Source organism: Pseudomonas sp. JH-2, from assembly GCF_036231725.1.
In the GTDB taxonomy this organism is placed as follows: Bacteria; Pseudomonadota; Gammaproteobacteria; order Pseudomonadales; family Pseudomonadaceae; genus Pseudomonas; species Pseudomonas delhiensis.
Map to the genome: position 1 here is coordinate 45996 of NZ_JAZAQP010000025.1, position 18696 is coordinate 64691.

The 18696-nt window shown below is 68.7% G+C and carries 17 protein-coding genes and 1 riboswitch; of the genes, 9 read left to right on the forward strand and 8 right to left on the reverse strand.

Annotation, left to right across the window (positions count from 1 at the left end; genetic code table 11):
- Positions 1 to 17: 17 nt before the first annotated feature.
- From VV867_RS17885 to VV867_RS17895, 3 genes are all read right to left on the reverse strand, one after another.
- Positions 18 to 1139 (reverse strand): aromatic ring-hydroxylating oxygenase subunit alpha, encoded by a 1122-nt coding sequence (locus VV867_RS17885; protein WP_275626963.1) that lies wholly within the window; start codon positions 1137 to 1139, stop codon positions 18 to 20.
- Positions 1140 to 1276: 137 nt separating this feature from the next.
- The gene (locus VV867_RS17890) at positions 1277 to 2881 is read right to left on the reverse strand and encodes a BCCT family transporter (RefSeq protein ID WP_109935252.1); all 1605 of its coding nucleotides are present in this window, start codon (positions 2879 to 2881) and stop codon (positions 1277 to 1279) included.
- A gap of 247 nt (positions 2882 to 3128) precedes the next feature.
- A complete protein-coding gene (locus VV867_RS17895) occupies positions 3129 to 4214 on the reverse strand; it encodes a tartrate dehydrogenase (protein WP_275626964.1) in 1086 nt (361 codons plus the stop codon).
- A 135-nt stretch (positions 4215 to 4349) separates the two neighbouring features.
- Here VV867_RS17895 and VV867_RS17900 point away from each other — a divergent pair, with 135 nt between their 5' ends.
- Positions 4350 to 5264 (forward strand): LysR substrate-binding domain-containing protein, encoded by a 915-nt coding sequence (locus VV867_RS17900; RefSeq protein ID WP_109935253.1) that lies wholly within the window; start codon positions 4350 to 4352, stop codon positions 5262 to 5264.
- Positions 5265 to 5535: 271 nt separating this feature from the next.
- Here the strand turns inward: VV867_RS17900 and ung are convergent, their stop codons facing one another.
- Positions 5536 to 6231 (reverse strand): uracil-DNA glycosylase, encoded by a 696-nt coding sequence (ung, locus tag VV867_RS17905; RefSeq protein WP_109935254.1) that lies wholly within the window; start codon positions 6229 to 6231, stop codon positions 5536 to 5538.
- Positions 6232 to 6302: 71 nt separating this feature from the next.
- Here ung and VV867_RS17910 point away from each other — a divergent pair, with 71 nt between their 5' ends.
- Positions 6303 to 7172 carry an HDOD domain-containing protein gene (locus VV867_RS17910; RefSeq protein WP_177412083.1) on the forward strand — a complete coding sequence of 290 codons (870 nt, stop codon included), beginning with the start codon at positions 6303 to 6305 and terminating at the stop codon, positions 7170 to 7172.
- 6 nt (positions 7173 to 7178) lie between these two features.
- Here the strand turns inward: VV867_RS17910 and VV867_RS17915 are convergent, their stop codons facing one another.
- Positions 7179 to 8060: an AraC family transcriptional regulator gene (locus tag VV867_RS17915; protein ID WP_328567152.1), complete on the reverse strand. Its 882-nt coding sequence runs from the start codon at positions 8058 to 8060 to the stop codon at positions 7179 to 7181.
- A 142-nt stretch (positions 8061 to 8202) separates the two neighbouring features.
- Here VV867_RS17915 and VV867_RS17920 point away from each other — a divergent pair, with 142 nt between their 5' ends.
- The 5 genes from VV867_RS17920 (at position 8203) to VV867_RS17940 (ending at position 13361) form a co-directional block, all read left to right on the forward strand.
- Positions 8203 to 9366, forward strand: coding sequence for an isobutyryl-CoA dehydrogenase (locus VV867_RS17920; protein ID WP_328567153.1), 1164 nt, complete (start codon positions 8203 to 8205; stop codon positions 9364 to 9366).
- Positions 9367 to 9646: 280 nt separating this feature from the next.
- On the forward strand, positions 9647 to 10465 hold the full coding sequence (locus VV867_RS17925; protein ID WP_109935257.1) for an enoyl-CoA hydratase: 819 nt from the start codon (positions 9647 to 9649) through the stop codon (positions 10463 to 10465).
- Between the two features lie 10 nt (positions 10466 to 10475).
- Positions 10476 to 11579, forward strand: coding sequence for an enoyl-CoA hydratase/isomerase family protein (locus VV867_RS17930; protein WP_275626968.1), 1104 nt, complete (start codon positions 10476 to 10478; stop codon positions 11577 to 11579).
- A gap of 141 nt (positions 11580 to 11720) precedes the next feature.
- Entirely contained in the window at positions 11721 to 12611 is an 891-nt protein-coding gene (gene mmsB, locus VV867_RS17935) for a 3-hydroxyisobutyrate dehydrogenase (RefSeq protein WP_275626969.1), read from the forward strand.
- A gap of 108 nt (positions 12612 to 12719) precedes the next feature.
- Positions 12720 to 13361 carry an NAD(P)-dependent oxidoreductase gene (locus VV867_RS17940; protein WP_328567154.1) on the forward strand — a complete coding sequence of 214 codons (642 nt, stop codon included), beginning with the start codon at positions 12720 to 12722 and terminating at the stop codon, positions 13359 to 13361.
- 243 nt (positions 13362 to 13604) lie between these two features.
- Here VV867_RS17940 and VV867_RS17945 read toward each other — a convergent pair whose 3' ends face one another.
- A complete protein-coding gene (locus VV867_RS17945; protein WP_328567155.1) occupies positions 13605 to 15590 on the reverse strand; it encodes an alkyl/aryl-sulfatase in 1986 nt (661 codons plus the stop codon).
- Between the two features lie 100 nt (positions 15591 to 15690).
- On the opposite strand from VV867_RS17945, the gene VV867_RS17950 reads away from it, so the two are divergent.
- The gene (locus VV867_RS17950; protein WP_328567156.1) at positions 15691 to 16620 is read left to right on the forward strand and encodes a LysR family transcriptional regulator; all 930 of its coding nucleotides are present in this window, start codon (positions 15691 to 15693) and stop codon (positions 16618 to 16620) included.
- Between the two features lie 30 nt (positions 16621 to 16650).
- Here the strand turns inward: VV867_RS17950 and VV867_RS17955 are convergent, their stop codons facing one another.
- Both VV867_RS17955 and VV867_RS17960 read right to left on the reverse strand, forming a co-directional pair.
- Positions 16651 to 16812, reverse strand: a complete 162-nt coding sequence (locus tag VV867_RS17955) for a hypothetical protein (RefSeq protein WP_167364830.1) — start codon at positions 16810 to 16812, stop codon at positions 16651 to 16653.
- 108 nt (positions 16813 to 16920) lie between these two features.
- Positions 16921 to 17166, reverse strand: coding sequence for a DUF1145 domain-containing protein (locus VV867_RS17960; protein ID WP_109934302.1), 246 nt, complete (start codon positions 17164 to 17166; stop codon positions 16921 to 16923).
- Positions 17167 to 17416: 250 nt separating this feature from the next.
- Positions 17417 to 17515, forward strand: a riboswitch (guanidine-I (ykkC/yxkD leader).
- A gap of 56 nt (positions 17516 to 17571) precedes the next feature.
- Here VV867_RS17960 and VV867_RS17965 point away from each other — a divergent pair.
- A complete protein-coding gene (locus tag VV867_RS17965) occupies positions 17572 to 18636 on the forward strand; it encodes a putative urea ABC transporter substrate-binding protein (RefSeq protein WP_328567157.1) in 1065 nt (354 codons plus the stop codon).
- Positions 18637 to 18696: the final 60 nt, after the last annotated feature.

The window sequence follows — 18696 nt, forward strand, 5'->3', positions numbered from 1 at the left end:
GCCGGCGGCGGTCGGCCTCAGGCGTCCAGGTGGGCGACGGCGATCAGGTTGTGGAAGTGGGCGATGCCGTGCTCGCTGATGCCGCTGCGCTGCTTGTCCACCATGATCCGGCCCTGGCCGCGGTAGCCGCGGGACTTCAGGCCCTTCTGCACGCTTTCCACCAGGCGCAGGTCCTCGGGGCGGAACACGTCGCGGTACCACTCCACCAGCACCTTCTGTTCCTCGGTCAGTTCCTTGTTGAGGAAGTAGATGTCGTAGTGCTGCAGGGTGGTCTCGGCGTCCACCGGGAACTCGTAGATCACGGTCATGAAGTTGGCGCCCGGCGGCACGTTGAACATGGTGCAGGGCCAGGCCCAGAAGCCGGCGAAGGACGGGTCGGTGACCGACTCGTCGACCTTGAACGACTGCTCCGAGGACTTGGCGATGCCGTACTGCAGCGACCAGTTGCCGTGCAGGGTATGGCCGTACTGGCCGACGTCCACCGAGTCGGCGAAGCTGGGGTGCGCCGGGCCGCAGTGGTAGCACTCCATGTAGTTGTCGACGATGGACTTCCAGTTGGCCGGGGTGGTGGTGACGAAGCGCGCCGCCAGCTGCAGGTCGTCGATCACCGCGCAGGCCTGGCGCATGCGCGCCTGGAGGCCCGGCAGTTGGTCCTCGACGCTGCCGGCATCGTTGTCCATGTTGATGAAGATGAAGCCGGCGTATTCCTCGACACGCAGCGGCACCAGGCCGTAGTCGCCCTTGTCGAAACCCTGCACGGCGTCGCAGTTGCGCACGTGGGTCAGCTCGCCGTCGAGCTTGAAGGTCCAGGCGTGGTACGGGCAGGCGATGACGTTCTTGGCCTTGCCGCTGCCTTCCAGCAGCTGGTGGCCGCGGTGCGGACAGACGTTGTAGAAGGCGCGCAGCACGCCGTCGCGGCCACGCACGACGATGATGCTTTCGCCGATCACCTCGCGGGTGATGTACGCGTTGTTCTCCGCCACTTCGCTGCGGTGCCCCACGCAGATCCAGCTGCGGGCGAAGATGGCTTCCTTCTCGTGCTCGTACACCGCCTTGCTGGTGTAGAAGTGCGCGGGGATGGTAAAGGCTTCTTCGTGGTTGGTGCAGAAGTCGGCTGGCAGGCGTTGGAAGTCGTTCATCGGTTGGTCTCCGGTGTCGGGCACGGGCGTAGCCGTGCTTTTTACTTATTGGTTAACGGATATCTACTGGTTAACAAGCCGGGCAAAAAAATTTGCCGCAAGGTGCCCGCCTCCGCTCGGGAGGCGGGCCGTATCGCTTACTGCGCGGGCGCCGCGGCGGCCACCGGTTGCGGCTCGGCGTGGGGTTCCTCGCCGGCCAGGCGGGTGGCCTCTTCCTCGATCAGGTGCGCCGGCATCTGGCCGTAGTCCTGCACCATCCACTTGAGGAAGCCGTAGATCTTCACCAGCAGGATCGCCATGAACGGGATCGCGGTGAGCACCACGGCCGTCTTCATGGTCGACAGCGAGGCCTTGGCGAAGAGCATGGCCAGCGGCACCAGGGTCAGGGTCACGCACCAGAACAGCCGGTGGGTCGGCGTCGGGTCGTCGCCTTCCTGCAGGTTGCGGGTGCTGGTGGCGGCCACCGCGTAGGCCGCGGCGTCCATGTGCGAGGCGCAGAACACCGCCATGATGAACAGGTACACGGCGAGGAACGCCTTGCCCATCGGCAGGGCCGCCAGCAGCGCTTCCACCGCGCTCTCGCCGCCGTGCTCGCTGAGGATCTTCGGCACGTCGATGGCGCCGCTGATGAACTGGTGCATGCTGTAGCTTTCCAGCGCGCCGAAGAAGAACCAGCAACCGAAGCTGCCGCCCATCAGCAGGGCGAACACCACTTCCTTGATCTGCCGGCCGCGCGACACGCGGGTCACGAACATGGCCACGCCGGGCGCGTAGGACACCCACCAGAGCCAGTAGAACACCGTCCAGTTGCGGGTGAAGGCGCCATCCCCCGCCGGGTCGGTGAACAGGCTCATGTGCACGTAGTTCTGGATCATCAGGCCGATGGAATTGGCCGTGTTGTTGATGGTGAACTGCGTCGGGCCGACCAGCAGCACCACCGCGGCGAACACCAGGGCGCCGTAGCAGACCATCTTGCTCAGGTGCTGCAGGCCGCCGTCGATGCCGATGTAGGAGCTGAGCGAGAAGAGTACGGCGATCACGCCGATCACCATCAGCTGCACCATGAAGGTGTCGGGCGTGCCGACCAGGCCGGAGAGGCCGCGGGTAAGCGTCGAGGCGGTCAGCGCCAGGGACACGGTGAGCGCGCCCATCATGGTCAGCAGGAAGATCAGGTCCACCGCGCGCCCCACGGGCCCCGTGGCCTTGAAGCCGGTGACGGCCTCGACGATGGAGGCCAGGTTCAGGCCGCTCTTCTTGCGCACGTGGAAGTGGTAGGCCATGGCCAGCGAGGCCAGCGCGTAGATCGACCAGGCGCTGATGCCCCAGTGGAAGAACGAGTAGCTGACGCTGTATTCCAGCGCCTGGGCCGACTCGGGGACCATGTTCAGGCCGGGGGTCTGGTAGTAGTAGGCCCACTCCATCACGCCCCAGTACAGGGTCGAGGAACCCATGCCGGCGCAGATGAACATGAACACCCAGGTGGCGGTGGAGTATTCCGGCTTGCCGCTCCCCAGGCGGATGTTGCCGTACTTGCTGAAGGCCAGGTACAGCACCACCAGGGAACTGCCGAACACCAGCAGCTGCACGCTGGTGCCGAAGGTACGGGTGGAGAGTTCGAACAGGGTGTTGGCCAGCTGCCCGGACTGTTCCGGGAAGGCGGCCAGGCCGACCACGGTGAGCAGCACGGCGACAAGGCTTACGGTTATCAGGAACACATCAATCTTTTTGTTCTTGTGCGACATCAATCGACTCCTGGAGCAATGGAAGTCTCCCCGCCCGCGGGTAGGCAAATCCCGTCTGTGGGAGGGAAGGGTTATTTCGTTCGGCTGGGCTTGTTCTCCTTTCTGTTAACCTTAAGTTAACTAAAATCCAATGGTTAACAGTTTGCCTGTAACTCCTCTTGCCTGCAAGCCTGAGGCGCAGGTCTCACGCGGCTTTCCGGATGATCGGCGGCCCGCGTCCGTCGCGCGGCGGGCCGCCAGGGCGCACTCAGCCGGCGACGCGCGCGGCGATGGCCTCGCCCACTTGCTGGGTGGAGCGCTGGCCGCCCATGTCGCGGGTCACCTCGCCCGCGGCGATGACCTGCTCGATGGCCGCGAGGATGTCGTCGTGGGCGGCGCGGTAGCGCGCGTCGCCCTGGCCGAGGAAGTCCAGCATCAGCGCGCCGGACCAGATCATGGCGATGGGGTTGGCGATGTTCTGGCCGTAGATGTCCGGCGCCGAGCCGTGCACCGGCTCGAACAGCGAGGGGAAGCGGCGCTCGGGGTTGAGGTTGGCCGAGGGCGCGATGCCGATGGTGCCGGCGCAGGCCGGGCCGAGGTCGGAGAGGATGTCGCCGAACAGGTTGGAGGCCACCACCACGTCGAAGCGCTCCGGCTGCAGCACGAAGCGCGCGCAGAGGATGTCGATGTGCTGCTTGTCCCAGGTGATGTCCGGGTACCCGGCAGCCATGGCCGCGGTGCGCTCGTCCCAGTAGGGCATGCTCACGGCCATGCCGTTGGACTTGGTGGCCGAGGTCAGGCGCTTGCGCTCGCGGGTCTGGGCCAGGTCGAAGGCGTACTTGAGGATGCGGTCGACGCCGCGGCGGGTGAACACCGACTCCTGCAGCACGAACTCGTTCTCGGTGCCCTCGAACATGCGCCCGCCCAGGGAGGAATACTCGCCCTCGGTGTTCTCGCGGATCACCACGAAGTCGATGTCGCCGGGCTGCTTGTTGGCCAGCGGGCACGGCACGCCGGGGAACAGGCGCACTGGGCGGATGTTCACGTACTGGTCGAACTCGCGGCGGAACTTCAGCAGCGAGCCCCACAGGGAGATGTGGTCCGGCACCTTGTCCGGCCAGCCGACGGCGCCGAAGTACAGGGCGTCGAAGCCCTTGAGCTGCTCGAACCAGTCGTCGGGCATCATCTTGCCGTGCTGCAGGTAGTAGTCGCAGCTGGCCCACTCGAAGTGCTCGAACTCCAGCGCCAGGCCGTGCCTGGCCGCGGCCGCCTGGACGACGCGCAGGCCTTCGGGAAGGACTTCGTTGCCGATGCCGTCGCCGGCGATGGCGGCGATGCGATAGGTCTTGCTCATGCTGGGCACACTCTTGTTGGTATCAGGGCTGGTTGGTATCAGGGCTTGTTGGGTGTAGGGAAAGCGTGCTGCCCATGCTATAAGCGCCAATAGAAAACATAATCCCGCCATCCATGGATTCTTAAGACACGAATCGTGAACAATCTGCCGAACCTGGAAGACCTCGCCGTCTTCGTCCAGGTCGCCAGGCGCGCGAGCTTCGCCGCCGCCGCCGGCGAGCTGGGCATGTCCACCGCCTTCATCAGCAAGCGTATCCGCCTGCTGGAGCAGAACCTCGGCGTACGCCTGCTGCACCGTACCACCCGGCGGGTGTCGGTGAGCGAGGACGGCGAACGCGTCTACCACTGGGCGCTGCGCATCCTCGACTCGGTGCAGCGCATGGGCGACGAGGTCTCGGCGCTGCACCGCGAACCCAGCGGCCAGCTGCGCATCGCCAGCAGCCTGGGCCTGGGCCGGCGCTTCGTCGCCCCGGCGCTGTCGGAACTGGCGGCGCGCTACCCGCAGCTGGACATCCGCCTGGACGTCCACGACCGCCTGGTGGACCTGCTGGCCGAGGGCGTGGACCTGGACATCCGCGTGGGCAACGAGATCGCCGCCAACCTCATCGCCAAGCCCCTGGCGCGCAACCGCCGGGTGCTCTGCGCGGCCCCGGAATACCTGGAAAGGCGCGGCACGCCGCGCAGCCTGGCCGAGCTGACCAGCCACGACTGCCTGGTGATCAAGGAGCGCGACCACCCCTTCGGCATCTGGCACCTGGAAGGCCCGAACGGCGAGGAAAGCGTGAAGGTCACCGGGCCGCTGTCGTCCAACCACGGCGAGGTGGTGCACCAGTGGTGCCTGGACGGCCGCGGCGTGCTGCTGCGCTCCTGGTGGGACGTGCACGACAGCCTGGCCGACGGGCGCCTGGTGCAGGTGCTGCCCGAATACCAGCAGGCGGCGGACATCTGGGCGGTGCACGCCTCGCCCCTGGCCAGCTCGGCCAAGGTGCGGGTGGCGGTGGAGTTCTTCCGCCAGTACTTCGCCGAGCGCTACACGCTGCCGGAGGGCTGAGCGCAGCGCGGGTTTCAAGCCGATCGCGGACAGAGTCCGCTCCTACGACCGTGCTTCCCTGGAATTGTAGGAGCGGACTCCGTCCGCGATTGGATTCTCCGGCCACGCCGGACACCCCGATGGCACGGCCAACGGCGGATAACCGCGAACGGTTATTCGCCCTACGGTCGATTGCCCCCTCCACACGGAACCACCCGGTGGCACGCTCGTAGGGCGCATAACGCCTACGGCGTTATCCGCCATCGGACACCGGTGTTCCCCGGCAGCCCCCTCAAACCTCCGGCAACGCCCAGTCGATCGGCGTCTTGCCGTTCTGCTCGAGGAACTTGTTGGTCCGGCTGAAGTGCCCGTTGCCGAGGAAGCCGCGGTAGGCCGACAGCGGCGACGGGTGGGCGGACTTGAGGATCAGGTGCTTGCGCGGGTCGATCAGCTTCTGCTTGCTCTGCGCGTGGGAGCCCCAGAGCAGGAAGACCACGCCGTCGCAGCGCTCGTTGACCACCTCGATCACCCGGTCGGTGAAATGCTGCCAGCCGGCCTGGGCATGGGAGCCGGCGCGGGAGTGCTCCACCGTCAGCGAGGTGTTGAGCAGCAGCACGCCCTGCTCCGCCCAGTGCTGCAGGTAGCCGTGGTTGGGAATGGGGATGTTCAGGTCGCGCTGCAACTCCTTGTAGATGTTCTGCAGCGACGGCGGAGCCGGCACCCCCGGCTGCACCGAGAAGCACAGGCCGTGGGCCTGGCCGGGACCGTGATAGGGGTCCTGGCCGATGATCACCACCTTGACCTTGTCCAGGGGGGTGGAGTTGAGCGCGTTGAAGATCAGCGGGCCCGGCGGGTAGATCACCTTGCCGGCGGCCTTCTCCCTGCGCAGGAATTCGCCCAGCTCGCGCATGTACGGCTTGTCGAACTCCTCGCGCAGAGCACTCTTCCAGCTCTCTTCCAGTTTGATACGATCGTCGCTCTCGGTCATGGGACACCTGATGGAACATGGCCGCCGCACCCTAAGAAAAGCTCCCGCCCCTTGTCAATGCGGCATAGTCCATGGATCCCTCGGAAAGCTCCCCTGCCATCCCCCCTGCCGACGCCGTGCGCTTCGCGCTGTACAACCGTTTCCTCAAGGGCGAGGCCAAGGTGCCGCAGATGCCCGAGGCGCACCTGCGCGTGCGCCGCCTGCTGGGCGATGCACGCACTTCGCTGGAGCAGCTGGCGCGGGTGATCAACGCCGACCCGCCGCTGGCCGCCTACCTCATGCAGTTCGCCGAGAGCCCGCTGCTGCGCGGCGCGCGCCCCTGCGCCTCGCTGCGCGACGTTTTGGCGCGCCTGGGCACCCGGCGCCTGGGCAACCTGGTGCTGGGCTTCTCCCTGCGCAACCTCTACATCGGCAAGGAGCGCATCCTCCAGCAGATGTTCCGCGCGCGCTGGAACGCCGCCCGCGAGCGCGCCGCCTACAGCGCCCTGCTGGCCCAGCACGGCCGGGTGGCCGAGGCCGACGACGCCATCCTCGCCGGCCTGCTGCAGGACGTCGGCAGCCTGCCGCTGCTGGCCGAGCTGGAGCGCTGGCCGGACTACCCGCGTGACGCCGAGTCGCTGCAGCGCCTGTGCGAGCAGCTGTCCGGCGACATCGGCGTGGTCATCATGACCGTCTGGAAGCTGCCCACCCTGACCATCGAGTGCGCCCGCCAGCGCACCCGCTGGACCCGCGAGCACAACGGCCCGGCCGACCTCGCCGACCTGGTGCAGGTGGCCGAGCAGCTGCGCGACCCGGCCCTGGCCGGCGACGCCCTGGCCGAGCTGCCGGCGTTCCGCCGCCTGGCGCAGGCCTGCCCGGCGCTGCAGCAGCCGATCCCCCAGCTGCGCAAGCAATTGGCAGAAGAAGTGAAGCTCTGGCAGCGCCTGCTGGCCGGCCGCTGAGCCGCCCTACCCCTGGTGCAGCGCCCGGTAGTGACTGGGCGCCATCCCCACCACCCGCTTGAACAGCCGCGAGAAGTAATAGGCGTCGGCGTAGCCGAGCTGCTCGGCCACCTGGCGCACTTCCAGGTGGCCCTGGTCGAGCAGGCGGCAGGCGTGGGCCATCTTCAGCCGGATGAAGTCCTGGATCGGCGCCTGGCCGGTCAGCGCGCGGTAGGTCTTGGCGAAATGGAAGCGCGACAGGCGGAACTGCGCGGCCAGCTCGTCAAGGTTGAGGCTGCTGTCCAGGTGCTCGCGCATCAGCGCCTGCACCGCCTCGATGTCCAGCACCGCGCCGGACTTCAGCCGCGCCCGCACCGGGCGCAGCGCCAGGGAGGTCAGCAGGGCCTGCAGCAGGTGCGCGGCATGGATGAAGTGCGGCAGGCTCAGGCCCTGGCGGCGCAGCGCCAGCAGCGCGTCGAACTCCCCGCGCAGGCGCGGCTGCACGCCCACCCGCAGGCGTGGCGAGGAACCCAGCGGACGCAGGAACTCCTCGGCCAGGGCGCCGTCCAGGTGCACCCAGTAGATCGACCAGGGCCGCTCGACCGCCGCGCCATAGGCATGCACGCGGCCCCGGGGCAGCACCAGCAGGTCGCCGGCGAGCACCTCGAATCGTCCATCCGCCGTCTCCAGCCAGCCCTCCCCGGCGCTGCAGTAGATCAGCAGGTGGTCGTCCGGCGCCTGGCGCTCCATGCGGTGCCCGGCGGCGGCCGGGTAATAGCCCAGCGCCAGCGGGTAGCAGGCCTGGCCCAGCGGGTGCCGCGCCAGGGCGCGGCGCAGGCGCGGCGGGGTGATGAAGCGGACGCCCTGCTGCGGCAGGGGCCAGGCCGAGAGAAGCGGGCTGCCGGACATGCGGACGAGTACCTCGATGAAGTCGATCCAATGCCAAGATCGTCCATCCCCGGGGCAAGATCGTCAATCCACAGCGGGGCCCGGCTCGCGCTATAACCGTGGCAGGCTGTCCCACTTCACAAGAACAAACCGAGGAAGCTCCATGGAATTCGATCTCAGCGAAGAACAGCGCCTGCTGGTGGAAAGCGCCAGGGCCTTCGCCCGCCACGAGTTGGCGCCGAACGCCGCGGACTGGGACCGCGAGCACCACTTCCCGGTGGACGTCATCCGCCGCGCCGCCGAGCAGGGCTACCTGGGCCTGTACATCGGCGAGGACGACGGCGGCCTGGGCCTGTCGCGGCTGTCCGCATCGCTGATCTTCGAGCAACTGGCCGCCGGCTGCGTGGCCACCACCGCCTACATCACCATCCACAACATGGCCACCTGGATGCTCGCCAGCTTCGGCGACGCCGCGCTCAAGGAGCAGTGGCTGCCCGGGCTGATCGGCGGCGAGTCGCTGGCCTCCTACTGCCTCACCGAGCCGGACGCCGGCTCCGACGCCGCGCACCTGCGCACCCGCGCCCGCCGCGACGGCGAGGAGTACGTGCTGGACGGCGCCAAGACCTTCATCTCCGGCGCCGGCTCCACCGACGTGCTGATCGTCATGGCGCGCACCGGCGCGGACGGCGCCAAGGGCATCTCCTGCTTCCTGGTGCCGGCCAACGCCGAAGGCATCCGCTACGGCCGCAACGAAGACAAGATGGGCTGGAAGGCCCAGCCCACCCGCACCATCACCTTCGAGGGCGTGCGCATCCCGGCGGGCAACCGCATCGGCCCCGAGGGCCAGGGCTTCGTCTACGCCATGAAGGGCCTGGACGGCGGCCGCCTGAACATCGCCAGCTGCTCCCTGGGCGCGGCCCAGGCGGCGCTGGAACAGTCGCTGCGCTACGTCGAGGAACGCAAGCAGTTCGGCAAGGCCCTGGCCGAGTTCCAGGCCCTGCAGTTCAAGCTGGCCGACATGCTCACCGACCTCACCGCCAGCCGCCAGATGGTGCGCCTGGCCGCGCACAAGCTGGACCACAAGGACGCCGAGGCGACGCTGTACTGCGCCATGGCCAAGCGCTTCGCCACCGACCGCTGCTTCGCCCTGTGCAACGAGGCCCTGCAGTTGCACGGCGGCTACGGCTACCTCAACGACTACCCGCTGGAGCGCTGGGTGCGCGACAGCCGCGTGCACCAGATCCTCGAAGGCACCAACGAGATCATGCGGGTGATAGTCGCGCGCCGCCTGCTGGACCAGGGCGGCATGCTCGACCGTTTGCTGTAGCGCCTTTGATCTTCGTAGGAGCGGATTCATCCGCGATCGGCACCGCGCCGTGGCCATCGCGGACGGAGTCCGCTCCTACGACAAGACGTGCAGCCCCGTAGGATGGGTCGAGCGAAGCGATACCCATGCCACGAAAAGCACCGCGCAGATAAATGGAAAAAACGCCCGGCCACGCGGTCCAATCCGAACGCAACGGACATGGACGCCCGGGCCCGGGCCCCCTAGAGTCCCCGCATACCCCGGCGCCGGCCACGGCCCGCGCCCTGCCAAGGAGAACCCCATGAGCACCGCCGTCGAACCCTACAAGCCCGGCCACTTCGACCTGACCCACAAGCTCACCGTGGAGAAGCACGGCCACACCGCGCTCATCACCATCAACCACCCGCCGGCCAACACCTGGGACCGCGACTCGCTGATCGGTCTGCGCCAGCTCATCGAGCACCTCAACCGCGACGACGACATCTACGCCCTGGTGATCACCGGCCAGGGGCCGAAGTTCTTCTCCGCCGGCGCCGACCTGAACATGTTCGCCGACGGCGACAAGGCCCGCGCCCGCGAGATGGCCCGGCGCTTCGGCGAAGCCTTCGAGGCCCTGCGCGACTTCCGCGGCGTGTCCATCGCCGCGGTCAACGGCTACGCCATGGGCGGCGGCCTGGAATGCGCCCTGGCCTGCGACATCCGCATCGCCGAGCGCCATGCCCAGATGGCCCTGCCCGAGGCCGCGGTGGGCCTGCTGCCCTGCGCCGGCGGCACCCAGGCGCTGGCCTGGCTGGTGGGCGAAGGCTGGGCCAAGCGCATGATCCTCTGCGGCGAGCGGGTGGACGCCGACACCGCCCTGCGCATCGGCCTGGTGGAACAGGTGGTGGACAGCGGCGAGGCGCGCGGCACCGCCCTGCTGCTGGCGGCCAAGGTGGCGCGGCAGAGCCCGGTGGCAGTGCGCACCATCAAACCGCTGATCCAGGGCGCCCGCGAGCGCGGCCCGAACACCTGGCTGCCGGAGGAGCGCGAGCGCTTCGTCGACCTGTTCGACGCCGACGACACCCGCGAGGGCGTCAACGCCTTCCTGGAGAAACGCGAACCGAACTGGCGCAACAAGTAAGGACCGCCCCATGAACGTACTTTTCGAGGAACGCCACGGCCTGCACGGCTTTCGCATCGGCATCGCGACGCTGGACGCGGAGAAGAGCCTCAACGCCCTCAGCCTGCCGATGATCGAGGCGCTGCTGCAGCGCCTGAAGATCTGGCGCGACGACCCGCACATCGCCTGCGTGCTGCTGCGCGGCGCGGGCGCCAAGGCCTTCTGCGCCGGCGGCGACGTGCGCAAGCTGGTCGACGCCTGCCGCGAGCACCCCGGCGAGGTGCCGGAGCTGGCGCGGCGCTTCTTCGCCGACGAATACCGCCTCGACCACCTCATCCACACCTACGGCAAGCCGCTGATCTGCTGGGCCCACGGCTACGTCATGGGCGGCGGCATGGGCCTGATGCAGGGCGCCGGGGTGCGCATCGTCACCCCGTCCAGCCGCCTGGCCATGCCGGAGGTGAGCATCGGCCTGTACCCGGACGTCGGCGCCAGCTGGTTCCTCGCCCGCCTGCCGGGGCGCCTGGGGCTGTTCCTCGGCCTGGGCGCCACCCAGATGAACGCCCGCGACGCGCTGGACCTGGACCTGGCCGACCGCTTCCTGCTCGACGGCCAGCAGGAGGTCCTGCTCACCGGCCTGGTCCAGCTGAACTGGCGCGAACAGCCGGAGGTGCAGCTGCACAGCCTGCTCCGCGCCCTGGAGCACGAGGCCCGCGGCGAACTGCCCGAGGCCCAGCTGCTGCCGCGCCGCGAACGCCTGGACCAGTTGCTCGACGTGGCCGACGCCAGCGACGCCTGGCAGGCCCTGGCCGCCGTGCAGAACGACGCCGACCCGCTGCTGGCCAAGGCGGCCAGGACCCTGGCCGGCGGCTGCCCGCTGACCGCCCGGCTGGTCTGGGAACAGATCCGCCGCGCGCGCCATTCGTCGCTCGCCGAAGTGTTCCGCATGGAGTACGCCATGAGCCTGAACTGCTGCCGCCACCCGGAGTTCGCCGAAGGCGTGCGCGCCCGGCTGATCGACAAGGACAACACGCCGCACTGGCACTGGCCGGAGATCGCTGCCATACCTGAGGCTGTGGTGGACGCGCATTTCGAGGCGACCTGGGAGGGCGCGCACCCGCTGGCGGACCTGTAGCCCCCGCCCCCTCCCCCGTAGGAGCGAGCTTGCTCGCGAACGCTTTTCCCTGACGCTGCAGGTGCCAGGCGGGTTCGCGAGCAAGCTCGCTCCTACGAAGAGCCTCGCGGCGTTCACCCTGGCAACCAGAGGAGAACGCGGATGAAACAGATAGCCTTCATCGGCCTCGGCCACATGGGCGCGCCCATGGCCGCCAACCTGCTCAAGGCCGGTTACCTGCTGCGGGTCTTCGACCTGGTGCAGAGCGCCGTCGACGGCCTGGTGCCGCTGGGCGCCAGCGCCGCGCGCAGCGCCCACGACGCGGTGGACGGCGTCGACGTGGTGATCACCATGCTGCCGGCCAGCCAGCACGTCGAGGGGCTCTACCTCGGCGAGCAGGGCCTGCTGCAGCACATCGCCCCCGGCACCCTGGTGCTGGAATGCTCGACCATCGCCCCGGCCTCGGCGCGCAAGGTCCACCACGCGGCGGCCGAACGCCGCATCCCCATGCTCGACGCACCGGTCTCCGGCGGCGTCGGCGGCGCCGTGGCCGGCACCCTCACCTTCATGGTCGGCGGCGACGCCCAGGTGCTGGAGAAGGCAAGGCCGATCTTCGCCGCCATGGGCCGCAACATCTTCCACGCAGGCCTCGACGGCGCCGGGCAAGTAGCCAAGGTGTGCAACAACCAGTTGTTGGCCATCCTCATGATCGGCACCGCCGAATCCCTCGCCCTGGGCGTGGCCAACGGCCTGGACCCGCTGGTGCTGTCCGAGATCATGCGGCGCAGCTCCGGCGGCAACTGGGCGCTGGAGGTCTACAACCCCTGGCCCGGGGTGATGGAGAACGCCCCGGCCTCGCGCGGCTACGAAGGCGGCTTCCTCAGCGCGCTGATGGCCAAGGACCTCGGCCTGGCCCAGGAGGCCGCGCAACTCACCGGCAACAGCACGCCCCTGGGCAGCCTGGCCACCAGCCTCTACCGCCTGCTGCTCAAGCAGGGCTTCGGCGACAAGGACTTCTCGGTGGTGCAGAAGCTGTTCGACCAGGGATTGTGAAGCGCAGCTTACGAGTGCATGGCGGCCCGGCCGGTTTTTCCCGCGCCGGGCGTGGCCGATCATGGGCGCCTTCCCGCCGTGCTACGGCCTTTCCCACGGAGTCGCAAGATGAAGATCGCCCTGATCGGTGCCACCGGCCACGTCGGCCATTATTTCCTCGAAGAAGCCCTGCGCCGCGGCCACGAGGTGACCGCCCTGGTCCGCGACCCGGCGAAACTGGCCGGCCGCGCCGGCGTCAGCGCCGTGCAGGCGGACGTCTACGACGCCGCGCAGGTGGCCAGGGCCGTCGCCGGCCATGACGTGGTCATCAGCGCCTTCAACGCCGGCTGGGGCAACCCGGACATCCGCGCCGCCCACGCCCGCGGCAGCCGCGCCATCCTCGAAGGCACCAAGGCCGCCGGGGTGAAGCGCCTGCTGGTGCTCGGCGGCGCCGGCAGCCTGGACATCGTCCCCGGCCAGCGCCTGGTGGACAGCCCGGAGTTCCCGGAAGCCTGGAAACAGGGCGCCCTCGGCGCCGCCGACGCCCTCGACCAGCTGCGCGGCGAAAAGGACCTGGACTGGGCCTTCCTCAGCCCGGCCATGCTCCTGGAAGGCGAGCAGCGCACCGGCAAGTTCCGCATCGGCGGCGACCAGGTGCTGTTCGACGCCAAAGGCGAAAGCCGCATCTCCCTCCCCGACCTGGCCGTGGCCATGCTCGACGAGGCGCAAACCCCCGCCCACCATCGCCAGCGGTTCACCGTGGCCTATTGAGCGGAACAATGTAGGGGCCCTGCCCGCGATTCGCGCGCAGGGCGCGCTCCTACAGGGGAATACCGCGGGTGGGGCGGCGTAGGGCGAATAACCGTTCGCGGTTATCCGCCGCCGGCCGGAACACCGGTGCCCCACGCCGATGCGCCCTTCGTAGGAGCGAGGGGGACGCCTAGTTCTTGCTCGCGAACCGCATGGCACCGCGTTCGTTCGCGAGCAAGCTCGCTCCTACGAAAAGCCACGCGATCACCCCTCGCGCTTCCCCGGCGTGGCGATGTCGAACCAGAAGTCGAAGTCGTCCAGCATGCCGAACAGCTTCGCCAGCAACAGCGGGTTGCCCGAGCTCTTCAGCTTGCCCTGGGCGATCAGCACCACCGGGTTGACCTCCTTGAGCAGCAGGCGGTTGAGGTCGGCGCGGTCGATGGTCACCGTCTGCCCGGCGTCCTCGCTGCGCACCCCGCGGATGTTGTTCAGGTGCGAGTTCTTCAGCTCCAGCAGGTAGGCCTGGCCGATGTCCGGCAGCACCAGGTTGATGGCGAAGTCCTCGCCCTCGGCCTTGCCGGCGTTCAGGCGCACGCCCAGGTAGTCGAACAGCAGGCCGGTGTCCATGGCCGCCAGGGCGTCGGCGCTGGAGGTCTTCAGCGGCGGCAGGTCGCGCGGCACGCCGTGGCGCAGCTCGTCCGCCGCGGCCAGGTAGCTGTTGCGCCAGCCGGCGTTCTCCGCCTGGTAGCCCAGCTGCTCCAGGGCGTCGGCCTGCAGGCGGCGGGCGGCCTGGTTGCCCGGCTCGGCGAAGACCAGCTTGTTGACCACCTCCACCACCCAGCGGTACTCGCCCTGGTCGAAGGACTTCTGCGCCATCTGCAGCACATGTTCGGCGCCGCCCATGAATTCCACGTACTTCTTCGCCGAATCCTCCGGCGCCAGCGGGTTGAGGGTGGCCGGGTTGCCGTCGTAGTAGCCCAGGTACTTGTTCACCACCGCGCGCACGTTGTGGCTGACCGAGCCGTGGTAGCCGCGGTTGTACCACTCGTTGGCCAACTCCGGCGGCAGCTGGAAGCGCTCGTGGATCTGGTTGATGGTCACGCCCTGGTTGGCCAGGTGCAGGCTCTGGTCGTTGAGGTAGCCGTAGAGGTCGCGCTGCTTCTCCAGGGTGCGGACGATGTCGTCGTGGCCCCAGCGCGGCCAGTTGTGCACGGCGAACATCACCTCGGCCTGGTTGCCGTAGCGGTGCAGCGCCTCGTTGATGTACTTGCTCCAGCCCAGCGCGTCGCGGGTCTCGGCGCCGCGCAGGGTGTAGAGGTTGTGCAGGGTGCCGGTGACGTTCTCGGCCATCAGCAGCGCCTTCTGCTTCGGCAGCCAGACGTTCATCTCCGACGGCGACTCGGTGCCGGGGGTGTTCTGGAAGGCGAGGTCGACGCCGTCGATGCGCAACTGCTCGTCGGGCTTGTCGACGGTGCGGGTCGGCGCGATCAGGCTCATGGGGCCGTGGGCCACGGCCTTGCCGATGGCCATGTCGACCAGGCCGCGCGGGCCCTGGGGCAGCTGGGTGCCGTACTGGTAGGTGGCGCGGCGCAGCATGGCGTTGCCGGCCAGCACGTTCTCCTTGATGGCCGACTCCATGAAGCCCTTGGGCGCGATGATCTGCACCTCGCCCTTGTCCACCTGCTCCTGGCTCACCAGGCCCTTCACCCCGCCGAAGTGGTCGACGTGGGCATGGCTGTAGATGATCGCCTTGATCGGCTTCTGCCCCAGCTCCTGGCTGACCAGGGCGTAGGCCGCCCTGGAAGTGGCCGGGGTGGTCAGGGTGTCGATGACGATCCAGCCGCTGTCGCCCTGGACGAAGGTGATGTTGGCCAGGTCGAAGCCGCGCACCTGGTAGATGCCGTCGGCGACCTTGTACAGCCCGTACTTGAGGTTGAGCAGGGCCTGGCGCTGCAGGCTGGGGTTGATGCTGTCGATGTCCCGGCCGGCGTCGAGGAAGCCGAAGCCGCCCAGTTGCCAGGCCACGCTGCCGTCCTCGTTGCGGATCACCAGCTGTTCCGGGCGCTTGATCAGGCCCTGCTCGACGCGGGCGAAGTCGGCGCGATCGCTGAACGGCAGCGCCTCGCGCACCTTCTGCTGCAAGGCCACGGTGAAGGCGCTGGGCGGCTTGGGCGCATCGGCGGGGTCGTCGGCGGCCAGCAGGATGGGCGACAGGCCGGCCAGCAGGACGGCGGCGGAAAGGCGCAGCATGGAAGACTCCGGTTCTTGTTATGGGAATGCCTGGCACTATGCCGGCAGGCATGCTCATAATTCCAATGCATTCCTTTATCAATTCCGATGCAAATCAAGCATGACCGACCTGCGCCAGCTCCGCCATTTCGTCGCCCTCGCCGAACACGGCCACTTCGCCCGCGCCGCCGAGGCGGTGAACCTCAGCCAGCCGGCGCTCTCGCGCAGCATCCAGGCCCTGGAAAGCCAGCTCGACTGCCGCCTGCTGGACCGCAACCCGCGCGGCATCAGCCTCACCGCCCACGGCCGGCTGGTGCTGGAACACGCCCGCCGGCTGCTGGCCGGCAGCCGCGCGCTGGACAACGCGGTGAGCCAGCTGGGCAACCTGGAGGCCGGCGAGCTGCGCCTGGGCGCCGGCCCCTTCCCCGCCGCGCGCCTGCTGCCGCAGACCCTCGCGGCCTTCAGCCGGGCCCACCCGCGGGTCAGCGTGGCGCTGGCCATCGAGAACTGGCAGGTCCTGCACCGGCGCCTGCTGGACGACGAGCTGGAGCTGTTCGTCGCCGACTGCCGTGAACTGCAGGACGACCCGCGCCTGGATATCCACCCGCTGCGGGTGCACGACAGCCTGCTGTTCTGCCGCCCCGGCCACCCGCTGCTGGCCCGCGGGCCACTGGCGATCGACGACCTGTGCGCCTACCCGCTGGCCGGCCCGCGCCTGCCGCGCGACGCCCAGCAGCGCCTGGCGCACACCCTGGGCCGCGAACAGCCGCTGGACGTGCAGTGCGACGACGTGCTGATGCTCAAGGAACTGGTGCGCGGCAGCGACGTGCTCTGCCTGGCGGTGGCCGACGTGGTGGCCGCTGACGTCGCCGCCGGGCGCCTGGCCACCCTGGCCTGGCCGCGCCAGGCCGGCGACGCCGCGCTGCGCGGCTCGGCCTACGGCCTGGTGCGCCACGCCAGCCGCAGCCTGTCACCGGCGGCGCAGGCCTTCGTCGAACGGCTGCTGGAGGTCGACGGCCAGCCCACCGAGGGCCCGGCGCAGAACGACTGACGGCACCCGAGGGTGCCGTCAGCGATGGCATCAGCGACGCCAGTAGTAGCCGGGGGCCGGCGCGTAGCGCGGCGGCGGCGGAGGCGGCGCATAGTAGCGGTGGCCGCCGCGCCAGCCACCGTGGTCGTGTTCGTAGACCACGCAGCCGGACAGCGGCAGGAACAACAGCAGGGCAACGAGAAGACGACGCATGGCTAACTCCTGATCGGCATCCGCTTCGAATCAGCGGCTTATACGATCAGACCCGACGCCCCGGCGGCGGTGCCCGGCCGCAGGGTAAAGCTTATGTAAATCACCTATTTACCTCAGGGCAGGCAGGTGCAGGACGCCGAAGAACAGCACCTGCAGGCGTTCCAGCCAGGGCTGCGGGCGCGCCTTCAGGCGCCGGCCCAGCAGCAGCACCTCACCGGCGTGCACCACCAGCAGTACGACCGAGAGCAGCAGCAGCGGGCGGTACAGCTCGCCGAAGGGGTACAGCAGGTTGACCGCGGCGGCCAGCCAGAACATGGCCAGCGCGCCCTTGGCGAAGGACAGCAGGTGCGACATGGGCGACTCCGATGGAGTGGATGGTCCGTGCAGTCTGCCGCGGGCCGTGCGCCGGCCGACACCGACTTTCGACTGGCGCACCAGGATGTGGCGGCGTGCTTCATCAGGGCGCATGGCGGGGCGGCGAAACCCTCTTCGCGGCGGAGCCGGCCCTTCTGCCATGGGCACTGCGCGAAGTTGGCACGCCCCTCGCTTTGTCTGCGACGTGCAGGAATCGCCCGCCAACGCGGGCCGGCGGCACCACAATTCGAAAATGGATGGCTAGGGTTCCGGCTCGCATGGCGAGCGACTGGTCCGAGAGCCATCGACCTCCAGCGAGGTTACACGGCGGGACAAAAGCCCGGGAGAAGAGCGCGACATAGCCGCCCGACTCCTGCCCGCCCGACAACCAACCGGAGGTTCCCCATGCGCAAGCCCCGTCTGCCCGCCCTGCTCGCCGCAGCCCTGACAGCCCTAAGCCTCGGCGCCTCCGCCGCGCCCAAGGACAGCTTCAACCTCTGCTGGACCATCTATGCCGGCTGGATGCCCTGGGAATACGCCGCCAGCCACGGCATCGTCGACAAGTGGGCGAAGAAGTACGGCATCCACATCAAGGTCACCCAGCTCAACGACTACATCGAGTCGATCAACCAGTACACCGCCGGCCAGTTCGACGGCTGCACCATGACCAACATGGACGCCCTGACCATCCCCGCCGCCGGCGGCGTGGACTCCACCGCGCTGATCGTCAGCGACTTCTCCAACGGCAACGACGGCATCGTGGTCAAGGGCGAGGGCAAGAGCGTCGCCGACCTCAAGGGCCTGGACATCAACCTGGTGGAGCTGTCGGTGTCCCACTACCTGCTCGCCCGCGCCCTGGAATCCGCCGGGCTGAGCGAGAAGGACATCAAGACCGTCAACACCTCCGACGCCGACATCGCCGCGGCCTTCAACACCGACCAGGTGCAGGCGGTGACCACCTGGAACCCGATGCTCGCCGAAGCCCGCGCCAAGCCCGGCACCAGCGAGGTGTTCGATTCCAGCAAGGTGCCCGGCGAGATCATGGACATGATGGTGGTCAACAGCCAGACGCTGAAGGACAACCCGGCCCTGGGCAAGGCCCTGGCCGGCGCCTGGTTCGAGACCGTGGCGCTGATGAAGGCCGAGGACGCGCAAGGCAAGGCGGCCCTGGAACACATGGCCAAGGCCTCCGGCACCGACCTCGCCGGCTACCAGGCGCAACTGGCCACCACCAAGCTGTTCGCCACCCCGGCCGAAGCCCTGGCCTTCGCCACCAGCCCGGCGCTGGCGGAAACCATGCAGCGCGTCGCCAGGTTCTCCTTCGCCCACGGCCTGCTCGGCGAGGGCGCCAAGAGCGCCGACGCGGTGGGCATGAGCTTCGCCGGCGGCGCCAGCTACGGCGACGCCGGCAACCTCAAGCTGCGCTTCGACCCGACCTACGTGCAGCTGGCGGCCGACGGCAAGCTCTGACGCGCCAACGCTCACGCTTTTCGTAGGAGCGAGCTTGCTCGCGAACGCCCCCGTACCCAA

Excerpts from the sequence above, each read along its gene's own strand:
- VV867_RS17885 (WP_275626963.1), bottom strand. The coding sequence starts at position 1,139 with ATGAACGACTTCCAACGCCTGCCAGCCGACTTCTGCACCAACCACGAA.
- VV867_RS17890 (WP_109935252.1), bottom strand. The coding sequence starts at position 2,881 with ATGTCGCACAAGAACAAAAAGATTGATGTGTTCCTGATAACCGTAAGC.
- VV867_RS17895 (WP_275626964.1), bottom strand. The coding sequence starts at position 4,214 with ATGAGCAAGACCTATCGCATCGCCGCCATCGCCGGCGACGGCATCGGC.
- ung (WP_109935254.1), bottom strand. The coding sequence starts at position 6,231 with ATGACCGAGAGCGACGATCGTATCAAACTGGAAGAGAGCTGGAAGAGT.
- VV867_RS17910 (WP_177412083.1), top strand. The coding sequence starts at position 6,303 with ATGGATCCCTCGGAAAGCTCCCCTGCCATCCCCCCTGCCGACGCCGTG.
- VV867_RS17915 (WP_328567152.1), bottom strand. The coding sequence starts at position 8,060 with ATGTCCGGCAGCCCGCTTCTCTCGGCCTGGCCCCTGCCGCAGCAGGGC.
- VV867_RS17920 (WP_328567153.1), top strand. The coding sequence starts at position 8,203 with ATGGAATTCGATCTCAGCGAAGAACAGCGCCTGCTGGTGGAAAGCGCC.
- VV867_RS17925 (WP_109935257.1), top strand. The coding sequence starts at position 9,647 with ATGAGCACCGCCGTCGAACCCTACAAGCCCGGCCACTTCGACCTGACC.
- VV867_RS17930 (WP_275626968.1), top strand. The coding sequence starts at position 10,476 with ATGAACGTACTTTTCGAGGAACGCCACGGCCTGCACGGCTTTCGCATC.
- mmsB (WP_275626969.1), top strand. The coding sequence starts at position 11,721 with ATGAAACAGATAGCCTTCATCGGCCTCGGCCACATGGGCGCGCCCATG.
- VV867_RS17940 (WP_328567154.1), top strand. The coding sequence starts at position 12,720 with ATGAAGATCGCCCTGATCGGTGCCACCGGCCACGTCGGCCATTATTTC.
- VV867_RS17945 (WP_328567155.1), bottom strand. The coding sequence starts at position 15,590 with ATGCTGCGCCTTTCCGCCGCCGTCCTGCTGGCCGGCCTGTCGCCCATC.
- VV867_RS17950 (WP_328567156.1), top strand. The coding sequence starts at position 15,691 with ATGACCGACCTGCGCCAGCTCCGCCATTTCGTCGCCCTCGCCGAACAC.
- VV867_RS17955 (WP_167364830.1), bottom strand. The coding sequence starts at position 16,812 with ATGCGTCGTCTTCTCGTTGCCCTGCTGTTGTTCCTGCCGCTGTCCGGC.
- VV867_RS17960 (WP_109934302.1), bottom strand. The coding sequence starts at position 17,166 with ATGTCGCACCTGCTGTCCTTCGCCAAGGGCGCGCTGGCCATGTTCTGG.
- VV867_RS17965 (WP_328567157.1), top strand. The coding sequence starts at position 17,572 with ATGCGCAAGCCCCGTCTGCCCGCCCTGCTCGCCGCAGCCCTGACAGCC.